Here is a 24,137-nt window from a genome sequence, read left to right as displayed (position 1 = left end):
CTGTATGTTGAAAACGCACGAGAACGCCGCTCGTAAATTCTATGAAATTTTAAAATTTAATCAAAATCTGATAAAAAAATTTATAAAATAGCTCATCAAATTTCAAAAGGATAAAATTTGCCGACGCCAAAAGATAACGCCACAAGCCGCAATGAAAACCTGGCTGAAAATATAGCCCAAAATAACGCCAAAAGCGAGGCGCAAAATTTCACCGAAAATCAAACCGCAAGCAGTGAAGGTGGCAAAATCAAAACCGCTGCCGAAAATCAAAGCAAAAACCGGGTCAAAACCGACAAAGCCTCATCTGCCGGTGCGGCTGCATTTAGCGACGCCGCCGAAGCTAATGAAACCTTCTCGCCTAATGCTTCCGCGCTAGGCGCCGCTGCCGCTTCGGGAGCTGCTGCTGGTGTGAAAGCAGGCCTTGCCAAGGCTAACGGGCGCGCGAAAACGAACAAGATATTTTTTATCGGCGCAACCTTGCTGATGTTTTGCTGCGTGATCTATCTGTTCTCGCCATTTTTGATGGTGATCGCAATTGGCGTGCTGATGGCGGTGGCGACCTCGGGTCTGCACGCTAAAGTAATGAAGCTGTGCCGCGGCAGGCGCACGCTGGCCTCGGTGCTGAGCGTGTTTTTGCTATGCGCGCTTTTTTTTGTGCCTTTCATCTACGCCGTGATCGAGATCGCCAAAAACGCCGCTAGCTTCGATATGGCGCGCCTAAACGACGCGCTTAGCTACGTTCAGAGCCTGGACATCAAGCTGCCCGGGCCTTTTGAAAAATTTAATGCGCAGTTTCGCTCATTTTTAGCAAACCTAGACGTCGCGGGCGTGGCGAAGCAGATCATCTCCTACCTCTCAGTCGTCGGGAAATCCAGCGCAAAATTTATCGTCGATATGGTGCTTATCGTCGTGTTTTGCTTTTTTGCATACCTCTACGGCGATAGTTTCAAGCGCTTTTTCAAAAAAATTCTACCCGTCGAGCCCTCGCAGATCGATTATATCTTTTCCGAGACGGCAAATACGATGAGCGTCGTGTTTTACTCGACCATTTTCAACGCCGTATTGCAGGGCTTTTTGTTTTCGATCATCGCTGGGATCTTCGGCTTTGACGCGCTGCTGATGGGGGTGCTTTTCGCCTTCTGCTCACTCATCCCCGCAGTCGGTGGCGCGCTCATCTATGTACCCACCGCGCTATACGTGCTAGCGGGGGGTAGCACCTCGGGCGCGATCGTGATAATGGCGTATTGCGTGATACTGATCTCGACGCTCGCGGACAGCTTCGTAAAGCCGCTCGTGATAAAATTTATCAACTCGCGCTTAGTCGAAAACCCCGCAAACATCAACGAGATGCTGATCTTCTTCTCGATGCTTTCGGGCATCAGCACGTTTGGGTTCTGGGGCGTGATCTTGGGGCCCGCGATTTTAACGCTATTTATCGCGGTGCTAAATTTATACGATTATCTAAAAAAGATAGAATTCGAGTAGGGCTTGCGTCGCATGGCGCTTTTAAATTTATGAAAATTTTGCCCGTAAAGCGCAATGCCAAGCATACCCTTGCGGCTCTTACGCCCTCGCGCCAAATTTTAAAATTTAGCTTCGGCGCGGAATTTCTACGTCTAGGAATTTTAAAATTTATGCTCTTGTTTTGAAATTTAAAAACCCTCTGCGCGCCGCAAAGCCCGTGGCCGAATGAAGGGCCGCGATACTAGGGAGTAAATGCGCGCGCTAAATTTAGCGTGTTTGACGGCAGCGGAGCTCGCTCGATGTTTTATTGCGGCGCATCTCAAGCTGCGTGCGAAAGTAGTTTCTGCCGGCGCCCCGGTAGTCGTATTTTATAGCGGCACCTCAAGCAGACGGGCGTCGCGACGTCTGATTTTGGTACGGCATGTTTTTTTATGCGGCGCAAAGCATCGTCCTGCACATAAATTTCATAAATTTAATTCGTCCGCCGTTTTTAAAATTCCGTATCGTCATAGGACTAATTGTAGATTTAAATTTTACGGCTAAACGTAAGGCGGTGGATCAAAAGCGCAAAAGTCAGTTAGGAGCGCAAAAGTGGCGTCGGGCTAGAGATACAAAAATAGGCTAGAAGCGGTAAAGATGAGTTGGAAAAAATTTCAAATTCCGTGGGTGCGGATAAAATTTATACAAAAAATTTTACCGAGTGACACAGAGATCGTCGAAAATATAAAATTTAGACAAAAAGCGCGAATATGGTGGCGGCGGTTTAGACCCGCACCTTGCCGCCGTATTTGATCTGGTTCGGGTCTTTTTCGTCCAGCTCGCGCATTATCTGCTCACCGTTGTCGGAGTTTGCCGCGGCGATATCTGCGTCCAGATCGGAGTATGAGTAGATCATCATAGCCTCGTTTACGCCCTCTATGGCCTCTATCGCGCGAAATGCAGCGATCTCGTCCTCGAAGCTCTCCGCACTAATCGTGGCTACCGCCTTGCTGTCCTCGCACGCGACAAACTCGCAGCCGCCGATACTTTGCAGCTCCTTGCGAAACGCCGCTATGTCGGTATTTGTGCCTAGATAGATCACGACGCTTGAAATATTCATTTTAGCCCCCAAAAGTAGATATATCTATTATACCCCGAGCCCACGAGATAATCTCCTTCGAAAAGCAGATAGTTGATGATATCGTTATCTAGCTCGATGTTGCGAACGATCTCGCCTGCTTTATCGATTACACGCACGCCGTTATTAACGGTAAAAGCGCCCAGCTCGGGGCTTAGCGCCACGGCAAAAACTGCAAAATGGGCGTTATAAAATTTAGAGAAATCGCCGTTTTCGTAGTAACACGATCTTTCTTTGTCGTTCGAGCCGCTCATCATACGATCGCCAAGTAGCGCCACGGAGTAGATCCCGTCCTTGTGTAGGGACTTTTGGCTCATAAGCTTTTTTGCTTTCGCGTCGAAATAAAACACGATGCCGCCCTCGCACGAGATTAGCAGTGTCCCGCTAGCACGGTCGTAGGCGCTGCCGCCCAAAGACGCGATGGTGAGCTTTTGCTCGAAGCTTACCTTGCCGCTAGACAGGTCGAAGTATAGAATTTCGCTACCAAGACCTAGCAAAATCACGGTATTTTCGTCGTAGAAATAGACGTTTTTAATCCCCGTCATCGGCAATTTGTAGTGCGTGATCTTGCCACCCGCAAACACGCCCAGCATCTTTTCAAACGCGTCGCCGTTATATAAAAATGCGTATTTTTCGCCTAGTTTATCGACGTCGAATATGGTAGCGCCCATCGGCTCGTCTAGGTAATTTTTGGACAAGGGTAGGGTGAAAATTAGCGTTTTGGATATTGTGTCCGAGGCGGAATTCTGGGCAGAATTTAATGCCGTAGAATTTTCGGCGGAATTTTGCTTCGCGAAATTTCCTAAAGAATTTACGGTAGCGGAATTCGCAGTAGAATTTCCCGTGGAATTTACGCTCGCTTTCGCATTGGAATTCTGCGCCGCATCAGAATTTGTGCTTGCGGCGGAATTTTGATCTGCGAAATTTTGCCCGGCAGCGGAATTTCGCGCGGAATTCTCCGCAGAGTTAATGGTGATTTTATAGAGCTTGCCGTTGTCAAGCCCTGCGTAAATTTCGCCGTCTAGATTTTTTAGCACCGCGACATTTGCGTCAAGCTCTAGTATGAAGCTAGCGTGTTTGATCTCCGCAGACGCATCTATGCCCGTAGCGCCACTAGGTATTGCAACGCCGTTGCCGGCATAGATGAAGCAGGCGCAAAGTAGTAGCGGTGGTAAAAATTTCATCGCGCGCTCCTACTCAACCTCGGCGCCTTGATTTAGCGTATCTATGAGATTAGAAGTGGAATTTGCGTCACTAAACCTGCTAAAATCAGCCTTAAAATTATTTTTCACGAGCGGATTGGTTTGGGCTTGCGGTACGTGGCATTGTGTGCAGTTGAATCTTTGCTCGGCTAGCGTGCCGTTTAGATCCGCGCCTGTGCGAAAGTCCACCAAGTGGCTTTTTGGAATCGGCGTAGAGCCTACATCCTTAGCGACATCGGGCATATGGCAGGTTATGCACATATTGTTATCCTTTGTGATCGGTACAAGCCCCTCTAGGCTGTGCGGTATGAGCGGCGGAGCGTTTTCGAAGCTGCGCTCGATTTTCGAAGCGGCGCCCGGAGCATCCTCGCTATATTTGAAATCGGGCAGGGAATTTTTATTTTGCGCCGATTCGTCCACGCTTTTTATAAAGCCCAAGCTGTCGGCGTCTATAGAAGCCGTCTTGTCCGCGGCAAAGAGCGCCGCACAGCACGCAAGAGCCAAGCCTAAAACCATTTTTTTCATTTTTTCACTCCTAATATACTAAAATTTAACGCATCGTCGTCGCATACGTCGATGCAGCGTCCGCAGCTGATACACTCGCTGTTAACGCGCCCGTTTTCGCGTCCGACCATCTTAAGCACCTGAACTTCGGGGCAGACCATTTTGCATTTGCCGCACATCGTGCATTTATCAACCTCGTGGCGAATACGAATGATGCTAAAATAGCTAAGCGCCGCCCAAAATCCGCCGAGCGGGCATAGCCGCGAACAGATCGTGCGATCGCCTGCGAAAATTTCAAAAACTACGATCAGTAGCGCGATTGCAAACGCACTCGCACTCAGCGATATGACGGCGCGCGCGAAAAGCGAGATAAAGCTTACGCTCTCAAACGCCGCAAAGCCGAAAGCTCCGCTGCAAACAAGCGCTAGCACCGCTAGGACGTAGCGAGCCTTGCGGTTTACGCTAACGATCTTAGTCGTTATGCCGAGTCTTTTACGAAGCCATGCGGCAAGATCGGTCAGTAAATTTATCGGGCAGACCCATGAGCAATATACTCGCGGCGCTATAAGCGCATAAAATGCGCCTACGATAACCGCTCCGATAACTGCCGTAGCGCCCAAAGAAAAGCTAGCTAGCAGCATCTGCGCGGTCGCAAACGGATCGCTTAGACTAATCGTGCCCAAAAGTTTCGACGAGCTTAGATTGCCTTTTAGAATTCCCGATAAAATTCCGTTTTTGCTCGCGGCTTTGAAGGCAAAATTATTTCCTAAAATAAAAAGGACTAGAATAGAAATTTGGCTCAAACGCCTTAAAATAGTATATTTCATTGCCTAGCTCCTTCCATTAGATCGTCCTCGTTTAAGTAATCCCTGCTTTTTTGCGGATCGAGCTTGATTTTGGTGTCTGCGTCCTTTAGCTTCGCGTCGTCGCCCTTGATCCAGCCTTTGACGTAATTATCGCTTGAAATTCCTATGACGCGCTCGCGCTCCACGACGCTGATAGCCGCCTTTTTCGTGACGCAGGCATGCTCGCACTTACCGCAACCCGTGCAGTAGTCGCTATCTACGACGGGCACGAGCAGGGCGTGTTTTTCGGTGCGGTCGTTGTGACGGTAATCGATCCTAAGCGCCTTGTCCATCACGGGGCAGTTTCGCACGCACGCGTCACATTGGATACCCGCATAAGCGATGCAATGCTCGGTATCTATGACCGCAACGCCCATTTTAGATAGACGCACGTTAAGCTTGGAGTCTTCGCTTACTAAGCTTTTATCTAGTGCGTCACTAGGACAGGCCGCGACGCAAGGTATGTCGTCGCACATATAGCACGGAATTTCGCGCGGGATAAAAAACGGCGTGCCGTTTGCAATAGCATGATCGCAAAAGCTCGCAAGCTTAAGCGTATCAAATGGGCACGCCTCGACACAAAGTCCGCACCTTAGGCATTTGCTAAGAAATTCTTTCTCGCTTATAGCTCCGGGCGGGCGGAGTTTGGCGTGCTCGCTAGAGTTTGCGACTCCGAGCCCCAAAGCGCCTACGCCCGCAGCTAAAGAAAGAATACCTAAGACCTCACGCCTATTCATAATTTACGCCTTGTAAATTTTAACCGCGCATTTTTTGTAGTCGGTCTCTTTTGAAAGCGGGCAGGTATGATCGAGCGTGACGCGGTTGATATAAACCTTCTCGTCAAAAAACGGCACGAAAATAAGTCCTTTCGGCGGAATATTACGTCCGTGGAAGTCCACACGCGCTTTTACCTTGCCGCGGCGCGACTCGATCCAGACGATTTCGTTTTGTTGCACGCCGATTTTGGCGCCATCAGATTCGTTCATATAGCATCTTGCTTCCGGTACGGCGCGATAAAGCTCCGGCACGCGCATAGTCATAGTGCCCGTATGCCAGTGCTCTAGCACGCGACCCGTACATAGCCAGAAAGGATATTCTTCGCTTGGCACTTCTACAGGATCCATATATGGACGGAAGAAAATTTTAGCTTTATTGGCAAGGCTTGTTTTTTCTTCGCCAGAAGTAGCGGATTTTAGATCGCCGCTAGGAAGCGCCGCTTTGGCGTTGCCATAGAAGGCGAAGTCGCTATCCGGAGCCGCTTTTTTAGCATAAGGATCGTATTGAGCGTTAAAGCGCCAAAGCGTTTCTTTGCCGTCTACGACCGGCCACCTAAGACCGCGCACTCGGTGATATGTATCGAAATCGGCCAGGTCGTGTCCGTGACCGGTGCCGAATTTTCGATATTCCTCCCAGAGATATTTTTGAATGAAAAAGCCATATCCTTTAAATTCTTTGCCGTCGCTGCCGATGACGCCACGAGAGTCGCCGTTTACTTCGGAGTTATCGAAGCTTGCCATAATCGGATCTTTTGCAGCGAAAGCCTGAGCGTCTTTGTTTGCAAAGAGCACTTCAAATAGTGTAGTTTCTGGCGTATAGCCGAATTCTGAAATTTTATCTAAAACGTTTGGAAGCGTAAGCTTATCATTTACTTTAACCTCGCCCCAGAAATCCTTGAGTTTGAAGCGCTTGGAAAACTCTAGCATCTGCCACGTATCGCTCATCGCGTCGCCCACAGGAAGGACCTGCTGTCTCCACCACTGAGTTCTGCGCTCGGCATTGCCGTATGCACCCCATTTTTCGTAGATCATCGCGGTTGGCAGGATTAGATCGGCTACCTTCGCACTTAGCCCCGGATACGGGTCGCTTACTACGATGAAGTTATCCATCTCGCGCGCCGCTGCGATCCAGTGGTTTGCGTTGGCGATCTGCTGCCACGGGTTATTTACCTGAACCCATAGCCATTTTATCTTGCCATCTTCGAGATTGCGCAGAGCCTGCACGTAGTGTGCGCCCGGTTTTGGGTTTATCGTGTTCTCTGGAAGCTTCCAAATTTTTTCGGAAACCTTTCTGTGTGCCGGATTTGCCACGACCATATCAGCAGGTAGGCGGTGAGAAAACGTGCCCACCTCTCTAGCCGTGCCGCAAGCGCTAGGCTGACCGGTAAGCGAAAACGCTCCGCAGCCAGGTTTGGCTTGCTTGCCGAGAAGGAAATGTACCATGTAGCTTTGCTCATTGACCCAAGTTCCTCTTGAGTGTTGATTAAAGCCCATCGTCCAAAAGCTTACTACTTTGCGGTCCTTTTCGATGTAATAATCTGCCAGCTGCTTTAGCTTGGTCTTAAACGCCTCTAAATCCTCACTTTCGTCACCCTTAGCTAAAGGCGCTACAAATTCTAACGTGTAGGGCTCCAGCGCTTTTTTAAATTCTTCGAAGCTTATGAGCCAGTGAGCGTCCGATTTGTCAGAGTGTTTGTTTTCGAGTACGTCGCCCTCTTTCATACCCAGATATGCTAAGGTAACGCCCTCGGATTTGCTTAAAATTTTGGATTTTTGCTTAGCTGCTGTATCAAGCTCGGTTTTGCGGTATTTTTTATGATTTATATCTTCTCGCAAGCCGTAGCCGATATCTACTGGACCGGTAGCGAATACGCAGTGCTCTTTAATAAATTTCTCATCTATCATATCCGGGTGGTTGTAGACGATCTCTCTTGCTATGTAGTTCCATATCGCAAGATCAGTATTCGGACGGAATATAATTTCGATATCGGCGATGTTTGAAGTGCGGCTAGAGTAGGTCGAGAGATTTATAACTTTTACGCGGTCCGGGTTGCGAAGCTTGTGGTCGGAGACGCGAGACCAAAGAATCGGGTGCATCTCAGCCATATTCGCGCCCCAAGCGATGATGGTATCGGTTAGCTCGATATCGTCGAAAACGCCCGCAGGCTCGTCAATACCGAAGGTTTGCATAAAGCCTACGACGGCGCTGGCCATGCACTGGCGAGCGTTGGGATCGAGATTATTGGAGCGAAAGCCCGCCTTTACTAGCTTTGCTGCGGCGTAGCCTTCTGGGATCGTGTATTGACCGCTGCCAAGTACGGCAAAGCCCTCGGGACCGCCTTCGTTATAGGCTCGCCTAAAATGCTTCTCCATTTCGTCGAACGCTCTTTGCCAGCTGATCTCGATAAATTTTCCCTTTTTGTCGAATTCGCCTTTGGAATTTACGCGTAAAAGAGGCTTGGTAATGCGATCGGCACCGTACATGATCTTGGCGTTGAAATAGCCTTTGATGCAGTTTAGACCGCGATTTACGGGCGCTAGCGGATCGCCTTTGACCGCTACGATCTTACCGTCTTTGGTGGCTACCATGATGCCACAGCCGGTGCCGCAGAAGCGACAGGCCGCCTTGTCCCAGCGCCAGCCTTTTTCGGCTTCGTCCGCAGCACTAAGACTGCTAGGCAAGCTGATGCCCGCAACGCTACAGGCAGCCGCTGCTGCAGAGCTTTTTATAAAGTCTCGTCTATCCATGAGATTAACCTTTCGTTTAGAATGTAAATTTCTATTAACGTTTGGATAATAGCATAAAAAAACGGCTTAGTCTAGATTAAAATCAAGGTTTTTTCTGCAATGAATTTCAGATATAAAATAATAATTTTATAAATTTTAAATTTAGTGGCTCAAATTTTATCAGGACAGCGAGTTTTTGATAAATTTTAATATATATTTTCATTTAATTAAATTAATATATTATACCGATAAATTAGCATTAAAATTTCATAAAAATTTAATCGCGCTTTGAAATAAAACGGAGCGTAATATAATTTCAAAATTCTATTAAATTTATAAAAGTTAGCTTAAAAAGCGTCTTTTGCGATAAGCGATAAATTTTACGCTAAAACGCCGTCATTATCGAAGCAAAAGCGTAAAATTTAACTATTCAATTTGATATGCGATATTTGCATATTACTTAAATTTTGCTTAAAAAAATTCACTAATTTAAAAATTCTTTTATAATCTAGAAAGTATAATAGCCGTGCAAACCAAAATTCTTGAAAGGAATATTATGCAATCCAGAGAAAAGATTGTCAAAACGACTTGTCCTTACTGCGGCACCGGCTGTGGTATCGATCTTATCGTAAAAGACGGCAGGATCGTAAATGCGCGCCCTACGCAGGCTCATCACGTAAATGACGGCGAGCTATGCTTAAAAGGGATGTTCGGCTGGGAGTTCGTAAACTCTCCAAAACGCCTTGCCAAACCTATGATCCGTAAGAAAAACGGAGTATTTGATAGAAGCGGCAAACTCGAGGAGGTAAGCTTCGAGGAGGCTTATGATTTCGTAGCGTCTAAATTTAAAGAGACCGTCGAAAAATATGGCTCGAACTCGATAATGGGTTTTAGCTCGGCGCGCTCAAATAACGAAGACAACTACATTTTTCAGAAATTTTTCCGAGCTCAGGGCAGCAATAACGTCGATCACTGCGCCCGTCTTTGACACGCTCCTACAGTGGCAGGTCTTGCCAACACGTTAGGAAACGGAACGATGACGAACGATTTGGTCGAATTCGCTACCGATACGGACGTATTTTTGCTCATCGGCACCAACACAAGCGAGTGCCATCCGATCATTGCCATGCAGATGCAGCGAGGCTTGCAGCGCGGCGCCAAGATGATCGTCGTAGATCCAAAGCGCACCGATATGGCGAAAAAAGCCGATATCTATCTGCAAATCCCGGTGGGCGCGAACATTAAGACGCTAAATACCATTATGCACGTTATCATCGCCGAAAATTTGCAAGACGACGAGTTTATCAAAAACTACGCTCAGGGCTACGAGTATCTAAAAGAGGCGGTTAAGGACTTTACGCCTGAGCGATTCGAGCGCGAGACCGGCGTGAAAAAGGAGCTCGTAATCGAAGCTGCTAGAATGTATGCTAAGGCAGGCGCAGCGGCGATCTGCTACACGATGGGTATCACGCAGTTTAGCGACGGCACATCAAACGTCTTTTCGCTTTCAAATTTAGCCATTTTGACGGGAAATTTAGGCAAACGAGGCGCAGGCGTAAATCCTTTGCGCGGTCAAAACAACGTCCAGGGCGCATGCGATATGGGCGCGCTACCTAACGTCATCCCCGCAGGTGCGGTAAATTCCGCTTATGCCCAGGAGCAGGCGCGCAGAGTATGGCACTTCGAGCTAAATCCGACTCCAGGCTTTAAACTTACGATTGCTCCCGATAAAATGGATAGCGGCGAGCTGAAACTGCTCTACGTTTACGGCGAAAACCCCGTAATGAGCGATCCTTGGACGGAACACTTCGTGCACGCAACGCATCATCTGGATTGCTTTATCGTGCAGGATCTTTTCTTTACCGAGAGCGCACAGAAGGCCGACGTCGTACTACCTGCTGCCGGCTGGGGTGAGAAGGATGGCACCTTTTTAAACACTTCCCGCCGCGTCCAGCGCACGCGCAAGGCAAGCGAGCCGGCTCCTGGCGTAGAGCCTGATTGGAAGGTAGTTTGCAATATCGCGCAAAGAATGGGACTTGAAGGGTTTGATTTTTTGAGCGCGGAAGAAATTTGGAACGAAGTGCGTGCATTAATGCCTAAATTTTTCGGCGGTATTAGCTACTATAGGCTAGATAAGCTAGGTGGCATAAGCTGGCCATGTCCAGACGAAGATCATCCGGGCACACCGGTGCTTTACGCAGATCATAAATCGATGCTGCCTGATGGTAAATTTAGAATGGTGCCGGTGCTTTACGTGGATGATAAAGAGGGGCGCGCTAAAGCTGAGGCGGATTTCAGAGCCAAGATGAAAATCCCTGATGATTATCCGGTGGGAAGCGGCGCGCTTAGCGAGATACCGGATGAAATTTATCCGTGCTTATTTACGACTGGGCGCAAGGTTTATCACTACCATACGGGCACGATGACGAGAGAGTGCCGCGCGCTAGAGTACGGCGCGGGCGCAGAAGGCGCGCTCATCGAGGTAAGCCCTGACATCGCACGCGAACGTGAGCTTACCGAAGGCTGCTACGCGCTCGTCAAAAATAAGCGCGGTCAGATCGCCGCGAAGCTTCGCATAAATCCGGATCTGAAAGAAGGTACGATATTTACGACCTTCCATTACAGCGAGGCCGACGGTAACGAGCTCGTGCATGCGGGCGATCTGGATCCACTATCTGGCATCCCGCCGCTAAAGATGACGATCGCAAATATCAGAAAGCTTAGCGAGAGCGAGTTTATCGAGTTCAGAAGACAAAATGAGATGTCGATGCACTCCGAGAAACCTTATCTATCGCCGGTGCATAGGTAATTTGGGCGGTAAACTCCGCCCGCTTTGCAAAGATGAAATTTAATCGCGGCTGCTTAATCGCGGCTACGGCAAAATTTGATGAAATTTTATCTTTGCGGGCGCTTCATGACCGCTTGCACTCACGGTGCGAGCGGCTCGTGGATCTTCCACGCGATTTTTTAAATACAAAACTGCGAGCGCTTTAAATTTACGCACGCCGCTTCGGCTTTACTTCGGCGGATTAAGGCTATTTAAGCAAAATTTCACTACGATACGGGCGAAATTAAAATAAGGAAGGTCTATGGAGCCGATTTATAGGGCGGAGATAGTTAAATTTAAAGGGGATGAAAGAAGGATCGTAAGCGATATCTTGGTTCGCGAGATCAAGCTTGAAATTTTACTAAACGACAAGCGTTTCGGCGCGCTGATGGCAACTCCGAGCGATTTAAAGGCGCTTGCGGTAGGCTATTTGCTAAGCGAAAATTTGATCTCGGATCCAAGCGGTATAAGAAGCATCGAACTTGCGCCCGACGGGCTTAGCGTGAATGTCTGCGGCGAGATAAACGAAAAGCGGCTAAATAGCTTCGATGCCGAAAAGGTCATCATCAGCGGCTGCGGGCGCAGCTCTACCGCAAATATCGATCCAGAGGCGATGACGGCGCGTAAAGTCCGCTCGGACGCTAAATTTCATAAGAATGAAATTTTAAATTTGATGAGCGAGTTTTACACGCAGTGCGAGCTTTATGAGATGACGGGCTGTGTGCACACCGCAAAGCTCTTTACCGCGGGCGGCGAGCATTTTATCGGCGAGGATATCGCCCAGCACAATACCATCGATAAATCGGTCGGTAAAGCGGTCTTGGCGGGGCACGATACGCAGGGCTCGCTTCTTTTGGTAAGCGGCAGGCTAAGCTCCGAAATGGTCGCCAAAGCCGTGATGAGCGGCGTTAGCGCGCTTGTTTCGCGTACGGCTCCTACGAGTCTCGGCGTCGTGATTGCGCGTAAATTTGATCTTACCCTTTGCGGCTTCGCGCGCGGCGAAAATTTAAACGTTTATAGCGGCGAAGAGAGAATTTTGAGTTAAGAGGGCGGCATGGAGATAGATATCAAGATAGACGATAAAAAAGCAAGCGAGATCAAAAGGCTGATTTTAAATTTACTAAATCCAAGCGGCAAGCTCGATTGCGGCGCGGCGTTTAAGATTGCCGCCAAATTAGGCGTAGACGCGAGCATCGTAGGAGATCTCGCAGCACGCGAAGGGATACGGATAGATCGCTGCGAACTCGGACAGTTCGGCAAGCTGAAATGTAGCGGAGGCAGCATAAAGGCGCTGCAGAAGCTAAATCCGTTTTTGGATGAGAAAAGGCGGATTTTTTGCCGCGACGCCCGCGCCGTAGCTAGCGGCGGAGTGGGGTTCGATACCGTGCGCTCTACGCTTAAGGAGCATGCCATAGACGTGAAATATTGTCAGCTGGGCTGCTTTAAGGAGAAGAAAGGCAAAAGAATGAGGGTAAAAACAAAAACTTGGATCGAAAATGCGCAGGGCGAGCTCATTTTTGGCAAGGGCAAAACCGAAGTGCTGGACGTGATCGCTCAGACGGGTTCCATCTCTAAAGCCGCCGAGGTTTTGGGGATGAACTACAAAAAATGCTGGAGCCATCTGCAAATTTTACAAAAAAATCTACAAGAGGAACTCTTTAGCACCAAGCAAGGCGGCGGCAATGCCGCGGGCACGACGCTAAATGAGCGCGCCTATGAGCTGATCGCCGCGTATAAGCAGCTGCAAAGCGATATAGAAAACTATGCAAACGAGCGCTTTAAGGAGCTGTTTTTGAAAAAAGAGGGCGAGAAAGACGCAAGTAAAGCGAAAGATAAAAACCATTAAATTTAAAGGAGAAAACGATGTTTGTAAAGCTAAACGAACGAACCTATCTAAATAAAGACAGGATCACTCGTATCAAGGTAGATAGCGTCCAAGACGGTATTAGAATTCGCTTCTATGAGGGGCAGTTTCAAGTCGCCAAAAGCGGCAGATTTGAAAGCGAAGAAAAAGCGATGGAGTGGCTGCAGAAAAATTTTATCGGCAAATAGGCGCAAAGCGTACTTCATATTCGCGCGAGCAGCTTGCGAACAGATCCGCAAAATAGCGGCTCTTTGTGATACGGCAGCGGCTTGCCGATCATTAGCACGACAATGATTTTCGGGTTTGTGCTTTCAAGAAGAGCTTGCGCAAAGATGTTGCGGTAAATTTACAGCGAACAAGCTTCGGATATAGAGCCTAGCGTAGGTGTAAATAGAGGATATAGCTACGCAAATAAGGTCTATGACAATATTCGTTCGCCAAATTTACTTGAAAGATTTCATTATTTAAACCCTGCCAACGACATTTTTCGCTCAGCTTTGCTTATCGTGCCTATATAGTATTTATATTTTATTAAGTACTGATTGGGTATAGTCGCGAGCAAAATTCTAAGGGGAAATTTTGAAAAGCTTCAAACTTCGGTTTATTTATGCTATCTGCGTGGTAGTCGTATGCGCGCTGTATCTGCTAGCCGAAAGATCAGGTCTTACGGAGCGCAAACAAACCCATTTCACCGTTACTTCAGATACTAATGTCTCCAAAGTGCCGGGTCTTAGCAAATACGTAACCCAAGAAGAGGTCGATAGCTTTGCGTTTCGCTACTGGGATATAGATTACAATTCAAATCCGAAAAACGTATTTAAAGAACCCGCCACAGACGTAGAGCTAAAAAGACTTTTAAAAAGCAAGCAAACTGATGAAATTTTAAAATTTATGAAAGATAATAATCTAACCGCCAATCATACTATGCACGGAGGGGTAACGCCCGTGATGTATTCTAGCTTTTGGAATGATACAAATACCACTCAAGAGCTTATAAAGCTAGGTGCGGATATACATAAAAAAGACGAATACAAGCTATCCGCTATGGCTTATGCGATAGAAAATAATGCTACTAATACTGTTAAACTATTGCTCGATAATGGAATTAAATTTAATGAGATTGATATAGTACAAGGGTATATAGGATGCCCTTGGTATTCCAAAGATACAGAAATTATAGTTGATAATAATAAAATAGATGTAAAATTTACTGGATGCATAAAGGGAGAATCCTCAAAAGACCCTATTTATCCATTAAACTATGCAATATATAGTAATTTGATAGAAATTGCCGATATGATGCTGCAAAGCGGTATAAGACCAAAAGAATATAAAAGCGCTCTATATTATTTAAGTGAGAACGGCGTTTCGTTTAAACAAAAAAATATCTTTAAAAAATCTATTTATAACTCTCTGCCAAGAGAACCTATATACGAAGATAAATTAAAATTATTAATAAAATATAATATAGATGGTCTACCGAGTCAAGATGATATTGTTACGGCTTATAGAAATTGTTTGGATAGTTTAGCTGGATCTATAAAGAAGAAGGAGTCTTACATAAATCATATGAACGATTACTGCTATGGAGAAAAGATTTTAGAATCATATGATTGGGCTCTTCGAGGGAGATGGGAAGTTAAAAATAATGAAGAGAGGGAAAAGGGAACAGATAGATACTGGAAAGAAAAAGATTTTATAAAATTTTTCGGCTATATGCCAAACGATAAAAAATGTACTAAGCTAGAACCGGATATTAAAATATTAAATTTCTATAATATGAAAATAGATAGATATAAAGCTCTTTGCGGCAATGGGCTGAGCGATGAAGAGATTTTGCAAAAAAACAGCCTAAAAGATAAAAATAGTACTGAGGCATTCGATATTGAGACATTTTTTAAATATTTAAATTTTGAGGAAATGTTAGAGGAAGCAAAAGTAAAAATTCTACATAACGGTGAGAAAATAGATATAAAAGATTATGCCGAAATTCTAAGACAAGAAGCAGCTAAAAAACTAGATAGTAATCAATAAATTTGAAGGAGTAAAACTATATAGCATAAGAACTTAAGCGATATAGTAGGCAAAGCTTTCCTAAATTATCATTAAAATTTTTCCCTGCCAGTCGCTAGGCCCTAAATTAATCCAAATTTCACTATAATTAATCACTTTAATCACTTAAATTTTAAAGGTCGCGAATGTTAAGTTTAGACGAAATTCGAAAAAATATCATACTAAAACTGGGCGTGCATTATTTTGATTTCGCGGCTTCGGGGCTTGCCTACGAGCCCGTAGAGCGCGAGATAGCAGAGGTCCTCAAAACCTACGCCAACACCCACTCCGACAGTAGCTCCAGCGCCATCATCACGCAGCGGCGCTACGAGGGCGCGCGTGAGAGCCTAAAAAAGCTACTTGGGCTTGACGAGCGGTTTTGTCTCATCGCCTGCGGGCAGGGCGCGACGGCCGCGATCAAAAAATTTCAGGAGCTGCTCGGCATCTACCTGCCGCCTGCGACCAGAGGCGCTATCGGCGAGGCAAATTTACGCGCCGCGCAGCTTCCGCTCGTGCTCGTTTCGCCATACGAACACCATTCAAACGAGCTTAGCTTTCGCGAGGGGCTTTGCGACTACCTGCGCGTGCCGCTTAGCGAGTCTGGCGAGATCGATCTGCTCGCGTTTGAGCGCATCTTGAAGCTAAATGCGGGACGCCGCATCATCGGCTCGTTTAGCGCCGCCTCAAATGTCACGGGCGTCGTCAGCGACTACAAAAAGATCAGCGAGCTAATCAGAGCCGCGGGCGGGATAGTAGCCTTTGACTGCGCGGCGCTTAGCTCGCACGCAAATTTAGACTGCGACCATTTCGACGCGATTTTCCTCTCGCCGCATAAGCTACTCGGCGGGCCTGCAAGCTGCGGGCTTTTGGCGATCAAAAAGGAGCTACTTAACAGTGATGTGCCTACCTTTGCCGCAGGCGGGACGGTCGCCTACGCCAGCCGTGAAGGACACGTGTTTTTGAAAAATCCCGAGCAGCTAGAGGAGGGCGGTACGCCGCCCATAATCGGGCTCATGCGGGCAAATTTAGCCTACGCGCTGCGAAACGAGGTTGGTTTCGAGCAAATAAAAAGCGCCGAGGATGAGCTTGCGCGGCTTTTTGAGCGCGAGCTAGCAGGCATTGACGAGATCATAAACTACGCTCCAAAGGGCGTGCCGCGGCTGCCGATAATTTCCTTTAACGTGCGCGGCATCTCGGCGTATGATTTTGCCGCGAGCCTTAGCAACGACTACGGTATCCAGACGCGCGCGGGCGTGATGTGCGCGGGGCCGTACGCTCACGATCTGCTGGGCATCAAGGAGGGGCGCATGCCTGAGAGCAAGCCCGGCTTCGTGCGGGCAAGCCTGCACTACACGCACACCGAGCAAGACGTGCTCTATCTCGTGGACGCGATAAAATCCTGCATCAAAAAGCACCGCGATCTTTGGGGCGAGGAAAAGGCGATGTATGAGATGTTCGGCGGGAAAATTTAAGCAGCGTGAGGTTAGAACTTTGCCGCTTTTTTGAGCTCGTGAAATTTTATAAAATCCCGCACCGTTTTTAAAATTTATCGGAATTCCGCGCCGTTTCTTTGGAATTTTGCGCGGGTTTTGCACCGCGGAATTCTTACCATCGTTACGCCTTTGCGCTGCAGGCGAAATAAACGGCACGCCCTGCGGAATTAAAATTTAGAATTTGAAATTCCGCGCCTAGAAATTGTGGAATTTCAAAATCCTGTTAGCTGCATTCGCGGCTAAGCTTTAAAATTTCTTAGCAATGGAATTTCAAAATTTCACACTGCGCCGCTAGGCAAAGCCATGCCTGTAAATTTCAAAATTTAAAGGCGCAAATTTTTATGCTCTGTTTCGCCGGGTACGCCGCGCTAGATGGTTCGCAGTGAAAATTTGAGGCAGAAATGAAATTTATTAGTGCCGCGCGAATAAAAATTCTAAAAGCAAAATTAAGCTTATCCGCACTTCGCGCAGAATTATTCCAGCCCTAAAAACGCGCCGTCTTCAAATCCGAAATAGATCCTCTCGCCCGCGCTCCAGCGCCGCTCATCCTGCGCCGTGACGCATTTTAGTAGCAGATCGCCCGCTTTGATCTTGATGAGTAGCGAGGAGCCGTACTGAAGCGAAACCGAGTGTAAAATACCCGCGAAGCAGCACTCAAACGGGCTTTGGGATAATAAAATTTTACTCGGATTTATCGCGATTTTGCGGGCGCATGCGAGCCCCTCTTCAAGGCGCAGCGAAATTTCATCCGAAAATTTTAAAACTCCGTTTTGCACATCAAAGATGTTTTTGTATTCAAACTCGCATATCTTGCCGCGATGCAGAAATACGCTTCTTTGCGCGATCGCGCTGAGCCATTTCTCATCGTGGCTGGCGATGATAAAACCGCAGCCGTAACGACTTCGCATAAATAAAATCGCGCGCGCAAAGAGCTTAGAGGCGGCAAGATCGAGGCTGTTGGTCGGCTCGTCGAGCAGATAGAGCTTCGCGCGCTGCGCCAGAGCGAGCGCAAACGCGATGCGCTGTGCCTGCCCCGAGCTAAGCTCGAAATGCTTCTTTGATAAAAAACTTCTATCAAGCCCCGTTAGGTCGAGCGCTTCATCCACTCGCTCGTCAAATTCCGCAAGCGCGCCGCGGCTTTTGAGCGCAAATTTAAAATTTTGCTCCACGCTGCGTTTTAAAAGTACGGGCTCGGGCAGCAGCAGGCAGATCTGCCGCAGCGTTTGCAAAGAGGGCGCCTGCTGCCCCCAAAGCTCCACGCTGCCGCTACTTGGGCGCTGCAAAAAGGCCAAAATCCGCAGTAGCGTGGATTTGCCGCTGCCGTTAGAGCCCAAAAGCGCCGTGATGCCGCTCGTATTTAGATCGAGGCTGGGGATATTTAGAATTTCGCTCCGTCCGTAGCGCAGCACCAGATCCCGCGCCGAGATCAGCTCGCTATTGGGTACAGATCGCACGGCGGCGGAATTCTTATCCGTAAATTTCTCACTCGCGGAATTCTCGGTCGCGAAATTTTCATTCGCAGAATTTTCACCCGCAGAATTCTTAGCGACAAAATTTGCGCTCGTAGAATTCTCACCTGCATAATTTACGTCTGTGGAATTTTCGCTCATAAAATTTTCGCGCTCTTTGCCCGCTCGGTTTTTGTCCGTGAAATTCTTGCTAGGACGCGTTTGCTTATCTGCATTCATCGATCTAGCCTTTTTAGCGCGTGGATGGCTAAATTTACCGCAAACGCTATTAAAATCAGCACTAGCGCGAGCGCTATACCCATCGCAAACTCGCCCTTGTTGGTCTCAAGCGAGATCGCCGTGGTGATCGTGCGGGTGAAATATTTGATATTGCCGCCGATCATCATCGCTACGCCTACCTCGGCGACGATCCGCCCGTAAGCGGTGGCGATGACGACCAGCAGGGCGTAGCGCAGCTCGTAAAGCACGCAAAGGATTAAATTTAGCGGGCTTAGGCGGTAGTTCATAATGTTTAGATAGTGCTTCTTATCCATATTTTCGATGACGCTGGCGCTTAGCGAGACGATGATAGGAAGCGCCAGCACAAACTGCCCGAGCATCACGGCCTTGAGCGTAAAAAGCAGCCCCAGCTCGCCAAAAGGACCGTTTCTGGAGATGAAAGCATAAAGTATCAGTCCTATCGCTACAGTGGGCATCGCAAGTGCGACGTCGCTTAAAAGTCTAAGCGTTCTGCGAGCGCGAAATTCGTAAAATCCGAGGATAAATCCTATCGGAAAGCCGGTTATAATCGCAAAAAGTATCGAGATACTCGAAGTATAAAGCGTTGCTTTAATCGCCGAAAAGGTCTCCGCATCGCCGCTAAAAAGCAGTCCGAATGCGCTTAAAATTCCTTCTAAAATAAAGTCCAAGATCACGTCCTAAATGTTCTATTTTGGCATATTTATAAACCAAATTTATATGCTATAATAGCACATTTTTTAAAGGAGATAACATGAAAAAAATATTTTTTGTTTCGCTCGCTCTTAGTGCGAGCCTTTTTGCCGCCGATAACGATTTAGTGATGGCAACTACAACGAGCACCGATAATACGGGCTTGCTAGATGCGATCTATCCTGCGTATAAGGCGGAAACCGGCGTCGATATCAAATGGACGGCGGTAGGCACGGGTGCTGCTCTAAAGCTTGGCGAGAACTGCGATGCGGACATACTTTTCGTACATTCGCCGAAGGTCGAGAAAGAATTTGTAGAAAAAGGCTTCGGCGTTGATCGCACGCCCGTTATGTATAATGATTTTATCCTCATCGCCGATAAATCCATCGCGCCTAAATTTAAAGGCAAAGACCTTAAGGGCTCGTTTGAGCTGATCAAGGCGGAAAAGATTAAATTTTTCTCTCGCGGTGATAAATCGGGCACCGATAACAAAGAGAAAGGTATTTGGAAAAAGGTTGAGGGCGCTGTGCCTGAAAATGAGGCGTGGTATAACCAAACCGGTCAAGGTATGATCGCTACGATCAACGCAGCCGCCGAGCAAAAAGGCGTGACCTTCACCGATCGCGGCACTTACATCAAATACGAGGATAATAAAAAGGGCAATCCCGATATGGTTATCATCAACGAAGGCGATAACGATCTGAAGAATTTTTACTCCGTAATCGCGGTCAATCCAAAGCACTGCCCAAAAGCCGACTACGAAAATGCGCAGCGCTTCATCAAATGGATCACTAGCGAGAAGGGGCAGAAGTTCGTAGGCGATTTCAAGCTGCTAAATAAGCCGCTTTTCACCCCTGATGCGAATACTCGCAAGAACTAGCTCTAGCTAAATAAAGCTAAATTTAAAGCCCAAAGGCGAATCGCCATCTTTGGGCTTTTGCTTTTTAATAAATCAATCTGCGCGCCTTTAAATTTAGCTCTTTTGCCTCTAAAATTTAGCGGGCGTTTTTTACTGCGTCTTTTTACGATACATTTTTTACTTTCTCGCCATACGTTTAAATTTATCGCAGTGCCGTTTGTAGGAAATAGGTTTAAAATTCCAGCTATATTTGAGATCGGTGTGGGGAAATTTCTCGATCGCATTTGGATATATGCTCTAATGTCTAGCGATATTTATACAGAGCAAAATTTAGTAGTATTTATGTGCGACTCAAAATTTTAGTTTGTTGGGAATTTAATTTGAAGTTGCGGTTAAGCTTGGGCGTATGAAAAACGCCCAAGCTTATGAAGCTATGAAATTTTATGCCCGGTTACAAAGCCTGCTTTGTCACGCGCTGATAAAATTGCCTTTCAAGCGCAGGCAAAACTACCGGGCGCGCGGTTATAAAATTTCACTTTGCGTTGGTGTTATTCGACTTCGGCGTCAATGACGTCATCGTCTTTTTTACCGCCGTTTGAGCCGGAGCTTTGCGATCCGCCTTGCGCGCCCTGATTTGCGCTGGCAGCCTTGTATAGATCCTCGGCGACCTTGCTTAGGGCTTCTACTTTGGAGTTTATCGCTTCCTTGCTTGCGTTTTCATCCTTTAGCACGGCTTTTAGATCGTTTAGCGCGCCCTCGATCTTAGCGCGTAGATCACCCGGCACCTTCTCGCCCATCTCGCTTAGGCTCTTTTCGGTTTGATGTGCGATGCTATCGGCTTGGTTGCGGGTCTCGACGGTTTCTTTGCGCTTGTTGTCTTCCTCTTTGTGAAGCTCGGCGTCCTTTACCATCTTATCGATCTCGGCATCGCTTAAGCCGCTTGAGCCGGTGATGCGGATATCGGTTGCCTTGCCGGTAGCCTTGTCTTTTGCTGAAACGGTTAAAATTCCGTTCGCATCGATGTTAAATTCCACCTCGATCTGCGGTACACCGCGAGGAGCGGGCATGATACCTTCAAGATTGAAATTTCCTAACGATTTGTTGTCTTTCGCAAACTCGCGCTCGCCCTGCAAGACGTTGATCGTAACTGCGCTTTGATTATCCTCTGCTGTCGAGAAGGTTTGAGATTTTTTCGTAGGTATCGTAGTTCCCTTCTCGATGATCTTGGTCATCACGCCACCCAAGGTTTCGATGCCGAGACTTAGCGGAGTGACGTCGAGTAGCAGCACGTCTTTTACGTCGCCTTTGATGACCGCGCCTTGGATAGCCGCGCCGATTGCTACGACTTCATCAGGGTTTACGCTCTTATTTAGCTCCTTGCCGAAAGCCTTTTTGACCTCCTCTTGCACGAGTGGCACGCGCGTCGAGCCGCCCACCATGACGACTTCTTTTATGTCGTTCATGCTAAGACCTGCATCGCTTACGACCTTTTTAAGCGTGCTTATGGTCTCATCTACCAAAGAATCGATCATACTTTCAAATTTAGCTCTAGTGATAGTTTTCATCAGGTGCTTTGGACCTGTAGCATCAGCAGTGATGAAAGGTAAATTTACCGTCGTTTCCATCGCGCTGCTTAGCTCTTTTTTGGCGTTTTCCGCAGCCTCTTTTAGGCGCTGCATAGCCATGACATCGCCGCGCAAGTCGATGCCTGTTTCAGATTGAAATTCCGAGGTTAAAAAGTCGATCAGCTTGTTATCGAAATCATCGCCGCCCAAAAACGCATTACCGCCGGTAGCTAAAACTTCTACGACGCTATCGCCGGTTTCTAGCACGGTTACGTCGAATGTACCGCCGCCCAGATCGTAAACGACGATCTTTTCAGATTCTTTTTTATCCAGCCCATACGCAAGCGCCGCTGCGGTAGGCTCGTTAATGATGCGAAGCACATTTAGGCCCGCGATTGTTCCTGCTTCTTTTGTAGCTTTTCTTTGGCTGTCGTTGAAATACGCAGGCACAGTAATGACCGCATCGACAACCGGCTCGCCCAAAAACGCCTCAGCATCCTCTTTTAGCTTGATTAGCACCTTGGCTGAAATTTCTTGCGGCGTATAAACCTTGCCTGCGATCTCTACCGCGCACGCGCCATTTCGGTCGATAATCTTATACGGTAGGCGCTTTTTGGCCTCCTGCGCATTTTTTTCATTCATCATAAGACCCATGATGCGTTTGATCGAGTAGATCGTCTTTTCGGGGTTAGTGACTGCTTGGCGCTTGGCGCTGTCGCCTACTAAAACCTCGCCTTTGTCGGTGAAAGCGACTACCGACGGAGTGGTGTTTTTACCCTCTTTATTCGGTATGATCTTGCTCTCGCCGCGCTCGAATATGCTTACGCACGAGTTTGTTGTTCCTAGGTCAATGCCTATGACTTTTGCCATTTGTTATCCTTTGTATTGAATTTAAAATTTTAAAATTTGGGCGATTATTTCGCCACCACTACCATAGCGGCGCGCAAAACGCGCTGCTTATACATATAGCCTTTTTGATATACTTGAACGATATCGCCTTTTTTAGCACCTTCGGCTTCAATCATAGAGATGGCGTTATGCACGCTAGGATCGAATCCTGCATCCGTCGCTATCGGCACGATACCGTATTTTTCAAAAGTCTTTGTAAAAAGGCTTAGACATTGTTTTACGCCGACCTCAATTTTATCTGCAAGCTCATTGCCTTCCACATCAATTTTGGCGGCTTCCTCAAGCGCGTCGATTATCGGCAGCAGATCCTTCGCAAAGCTCTCGCTAGCGTAAGCAACAGCGCTATCTTTTTCTTTTTCCAAACGTTTTTTGAGATTTTCAAAATCCGCATTGGCGCGGTAAAATTTATCGGTGATCTCACTCAGCTCGTTTTGAAGCTTTTGTATCTGCGCGTCGGTATCGTCGCATGTCTGCGCCTCTTGCGGCTCGCTCGCCTCTGACGCGCACTGTTCGCAAACCTCTTTTTCTTCACTATCGCACGCTGCATTTTTATCGCCGTGCTCTTTAAATTTATAGCTCATGCTACTCCTTTAGCGTAGTTAAAAAATTTCTCGTAATTCTCGTAAACGCTGCCTGCGCAGATCATCGTAGCGTCCTCGCCTTCGAATTTTACGGGGCGTTTGATCCCCATAAATCCGTGCTCGAAGTAGGGCGCGAAGATCAAATTTTTAGTAAAATTTACGGCGATCGAGGGGTTAAGTAAAATTTTAAACCGCTCGTCTTTGAAAATTTTATACGCCACGACCTCGTTACAAAGAAATTCGATTTTAGAATTTTTTAGCTCCTTAATTTTGGTGCTAAGCTCGCGCAGACCGATCTGCATCGAAGCTAGCTCCAAATCTCCGAGTGAAATTCCTATTAAATTTGATAAGAATTTAAAAACTCTAAAATCGTATTTTAAGATAATCTCATCCGTTCTAAATGTAAGGATTATAAAACGATCATCGTGATTGATGACTTCGCTTAGGGCTTCGTTTTCGGCGTTGAAAATCATACAGTAAATTTCAAAATCCTCAAGCACCGCTTCTAGCTCGCGAGCATCGTCTATTTTTAACTCATCGTCGAAGCTAAGTCTAGCGCGCCAGTAATCCTGCATCGTCGCAACTGTGGGGATTCTACCACCGCTTACATGAAGCTGCGTCAAAGCCCCTTCCTCGCTTAAGCGCTTAAAATAAATTCGAATGCTAGACGCTGACATCGCTACGCCCATACGCTCACCCAGCTCGGAAGATCCGATCGGAGTGTTGCTATCGAGATAGGCGGAAATGATGGATTCCAGGATCATATCGCGTTTATTCGTTTTCACTTTTAGCACTCTTTCGGTAAGATTGCCAGTATTATACAACATTGAGTGGTAGGATGTCAAGGTTTTTATATAAATTTTATAAAATTTTAGCAATCGGGTTCAGAGTTTGCTAAAATTTAACTATGATTTTTTTGAGCTGAGTGGAATTCCAAGAATTCTTAGAATTCG

The 24,137-nt window shown here is 47.1% G+C and carries 20 protein-coding genes; 9 read left to right on the top strand and 11 right to left on the bottom strand.

What is annotated here, in order from left to right; genetic code table 11:
* Positions 1 to 117 precede the first annotated feature (117 nt).
* Both KH703_RS05205 and KH703_RS05200 read left to right on the top strand, forming a co-directional pair.
* A complete protein-coding gene (locus KH703_RS05205) occupies positions 118 to 1,485 on the top strand; it encodes an AI-2E family transporter (protein ID WP_304294715.1) in 1,368 nt (455 codons plus the stop codon).
* Between the two features lie 29 nt (positions 1,486 to 1,514).
* Positions 1,515 to 1,649, top strand: coding sequence for a hypothetical protein (locus KH703_RS05200; RefSeq protein ID WP_304294714.1), 135 nt, complete (start codon positions 1,515 to 1,517; stop codon positions 1,647 to 1,649).
* Positions 1,650 to 2,227: 578 nt separating this feature from the next.
* Here the strand turns inward: KH703_RS05200 and KH703_RS05195 are convergent.
* From KH703_RS05195 to napA, 6 genes are read right to left on the bottom strand one after another with little or no spacing between them, the layout of a single operon-like run.
* Positions 2,228 to 2,563, bottom strand: a complete 336-nt coding sequence (locus KH703_RS05195; RefSeq protein WP_304294713.1) for a chaperone NapD — start codon at positions 2,561 to 2,563, stop codon at positions 2,228 to 2,230.
* Entirely contained in the window at positions 2,560 to 3,765 is a 1,206-nt protein-coding gene (locus KH703_RS05190) for a hypothetical protein (RefSeq protein WP_304294711.1), read from the bottom strand. The genes KH703_RS05195 and KH703_RS05190 overlap by 4 nt, the downstream gene beginning before the upstream one ends.
* Positions 3,766 to 3,774: 9 nt before the next feature.
* Positions 3,775 to 4,308 carry a nitrate reductase cytochrome c-type subunit gene (locus KH703_RS05185; protein ID WP_005869234.1) on the bottom strand — a complete coding sequence of 178 codons (534 nt, stop codon included), beginning with the start codon at positions 4,306 to 4,308 and terminating at the stop codon, positions 3,775 to 3,777.
* Positions 4,305 to 5,114 (bottom strand): quinol dehydrogenase ferredoxin subunit NapH, encoded by an 810-nt coding sequence (gene napH / locus KH703_RS05180; protein WP_304294708.1) that lies wholly within the window; start codon positions 5,112 to 5,114, stop codon positions 4,305 to 4,307. Before napH ends, KH703_RS05185 begins: the two co-directional genes overlap by 4 nt.
* Positions 5,111 to 5,869 carry a ferredoxin-type protein NapG gene (napG, locus tag KH703_RS05175; RefSeq protein WP_304294706.1) on the bottom strand — a complete coding sequence of 253 codons (759 nt, stop codon included), beginning with the start codon at positions 5,867 to 5,869 and terminating at the stop codon, positions 5,111 to 5,113. The genes napH and napG overlap by 4 nt, the downstream gene beginning before the upstream one ends.
* 3 nt (positions 5,870 to 5,872) lie before the next feature.
* Positions 5,873 to 8,656 carry a nitrate reductase catalytic subunit NapA gene (gene napA / locus KH703_RS05170; protein ID WP_304294703.1) on the bottom strand — a complete coding sequence of 928 codons (2,784 nt, stop codon included), beginning with the start codon at positions 8,654 to 8,656 and terminating at the stop codon, positions 5,873 to 5,875.
* A 535-nt stretch (positions 8,657 to 9,191) separates the two neighbouring features.
* On the opposite strand from napA, the gene KH703_RS05165 reads away from it, so the two are divergent.
* The 6 genes from KH703_RS05165 to KH703_RS05140 all read left to right on the top strand — a co-directional run bounded on the left by KH703_RS05165 (position 9,192) and on the right by KH703_RS05140 (position 16,850).
* The gene (locus KH703_RS05165; RefSeq protein ID WP_304294701.1) at positions 9,192 to 11,444 is read left to right on the top strand and encodes a molybdopterin oxidoreductase family protein; all 2,253 of its coding nucleotides are present in this window, start codon (positions 9,192 to 9,194) and stop codon (positions 11,442 to 11,444) included.
* Between the two features lie 280 nt (positions 11,445 to 11,724).
* A complete protein-coding gene (gene fdhD / locus KH703_RS05160; RefSeq protein WP_304294699.1) occupies positions 11,725 to 12,507 on the top strand; it encodes a formate dehydrogenase accessory sulfurtransferase FdhD in 783 nt (260 codons plus the stop codon).
* 9 nt (positions 12,508 to 12,516) lie between these two features.
* On the top strand, positions 12,517 to 13,308 hold the full coding sequence (locus KH703_RS05155) for a winged helix-turn-helix domain-containing protein (RefSeq protein WP_304294697.1): 792 nt from the start codon (positions 12,517 to 12,519) through the stop codon (positions 13,306 to 13,308).
* Between the two features lie 17 nt (positions 13,309 to 13,325).
* Positions 13,326 to 13,514: a sodium-dependent tyrosine transporter gene (locus KH703_RS05150; protein ID WP_177388229.1), complete on the top strand. Its 189-nt coding sequence runs from the start codon at positions 13,326 to 13,328 to the stop codon at positions 13,512 to 13,514.
* Positions 13,515 to 13,905: 391 nt separating this feature from the next.
* Positions 13,906 to 15,360, top strand: coding sequence for an ankyrin repeat domain-containing protein (locus KH703_RS05145; protein ID WP_304294695.1), 1,455 nt, complete (start codon positions 13,906 to 13,908; stop codon positions 15,358 to 15,360).
* A 164-nt stretch (positions 15,361 to 15,524) separates the two neighbouring features.
* Positions 15,525 to 16,850 carry an aminotransferase class V-fold PLP-dependent enzyme gene (locus tag KH703_RS05140; protein ID WP_304294693.1) on the top strand — a complete coding sequence of 442 codons (1,326 nt, stop codon included), beginning with the start codon at positions 15,525 to 15,527 and terminating at the stop codon, positions 16,848 to 16,850.
* A gap of 494 nt (positions 16,851 to 17,344) precedes the next feature.
* Here KH703_RS05140 and tupC read toward each other — a convergent pair whose 3' ends face one another.
* On the bottom strand, positions 17,345 to 18,559 hold the full coding sequence (tupC, locus tag KH703_RS05135; RefSeq protein WP_304294691.1) for a tungstate ABC transporter ATP-binding protein TupC: 1,215 nt from the start codon (positions 18,557 to 18,559) through the stop codon (positions 17,345 to 17,347).
* Entirely contained in the window at positions 18,556 to 19,248 is a 693-nt protein-coding gene (tupB, locus tag KH703_RS05130) for a tungstate ABC transporter permease TupB (RefSeq protein WP_297989751.1), read from the bottom strand. The genes tupC and tupB overlap by 4 nt, the downstream gene beginning before the upstream one ends.
* Before the next feature lie 83 nt (positions 19,249 to 19,331).
* Here tupB and tupA point away from each other — a divergent pair, with 83 nt between their 5' ends.
* Entirely contained in the window at positions 19,332 to 20,150 is an 819-nt protein-coding gene (gene tupA, locus KH703_RS05125; protein ID WP_291937738.1) for a tungstate ABC transporter substrate-binding protein TupA, read from the top strand.
* A gap of 527 nt (positions 20,151 to 20,677) precedes the next feature.
* Here the strand turns inward: tupA and dnaK are convergent.
* From dnaK to KH703_RS05110, 3 genes are read right to left on the bottom strand one after another with little or no spacing between them, the layout of a single operon-like run.
* On the bottom strand, positions 20,678 to 22,564 hold the full coding sequence (dnaK, locus tag KH703_RS05120) for a molecular chaperone DnaK (protein ID WP_304294687.1): 1,887 nt from the start codon (positions 22,562 to 22,564) through the stop codon (positions 20,678 to 20,680).
* Between the two features lie 44 nt (positions 22,565 to 22,608).
* On the bottom strand, positions 22,609 to 23,184 hold the full coding sequence (locus tag KH703_RS05115; protein WP_304294685.1) for a nucleotide exchange factor GrpE: 576 nt from the start codon (positions 23,182 to 23,184) through the stop codon (positions 22,609 to 22,611).
* Positions 23,181 to 23,969, bottom strand: a complete 789-nt coding sequence (locus tag KH703_RS05110) for an HrcA family transcriptional regulator (protein WP_304294683.1) — start codon at positions 23,967 to 23,969, stop codon at positions 23,181 to 23,183. The genes KH703_RS05115 and KH703_RS05110 overlap by 4 nt, the downstream gene beginning before the upstream one ends.
* Between the last annotated feature and the right edge of the window lie 168 nt (positions 23,970 to 24,137).

The organism is Campylobacter gracilis (assembly GCF_018374135.1).
In the GTDB taxonomy this organism is placed as follows: domain Bacteria; phylum Campylobacterota; class Campylobacteria; order Campylobacterales; family Campylobacteraceae; genus Campylobacter_B; species Campylobacter_B gracilis_A.
The sequence above is the reverse complement of the archived record's forward strand: the minus strand, read 5'-3'. Positions and strand labels throughout refer to the sequence as shown.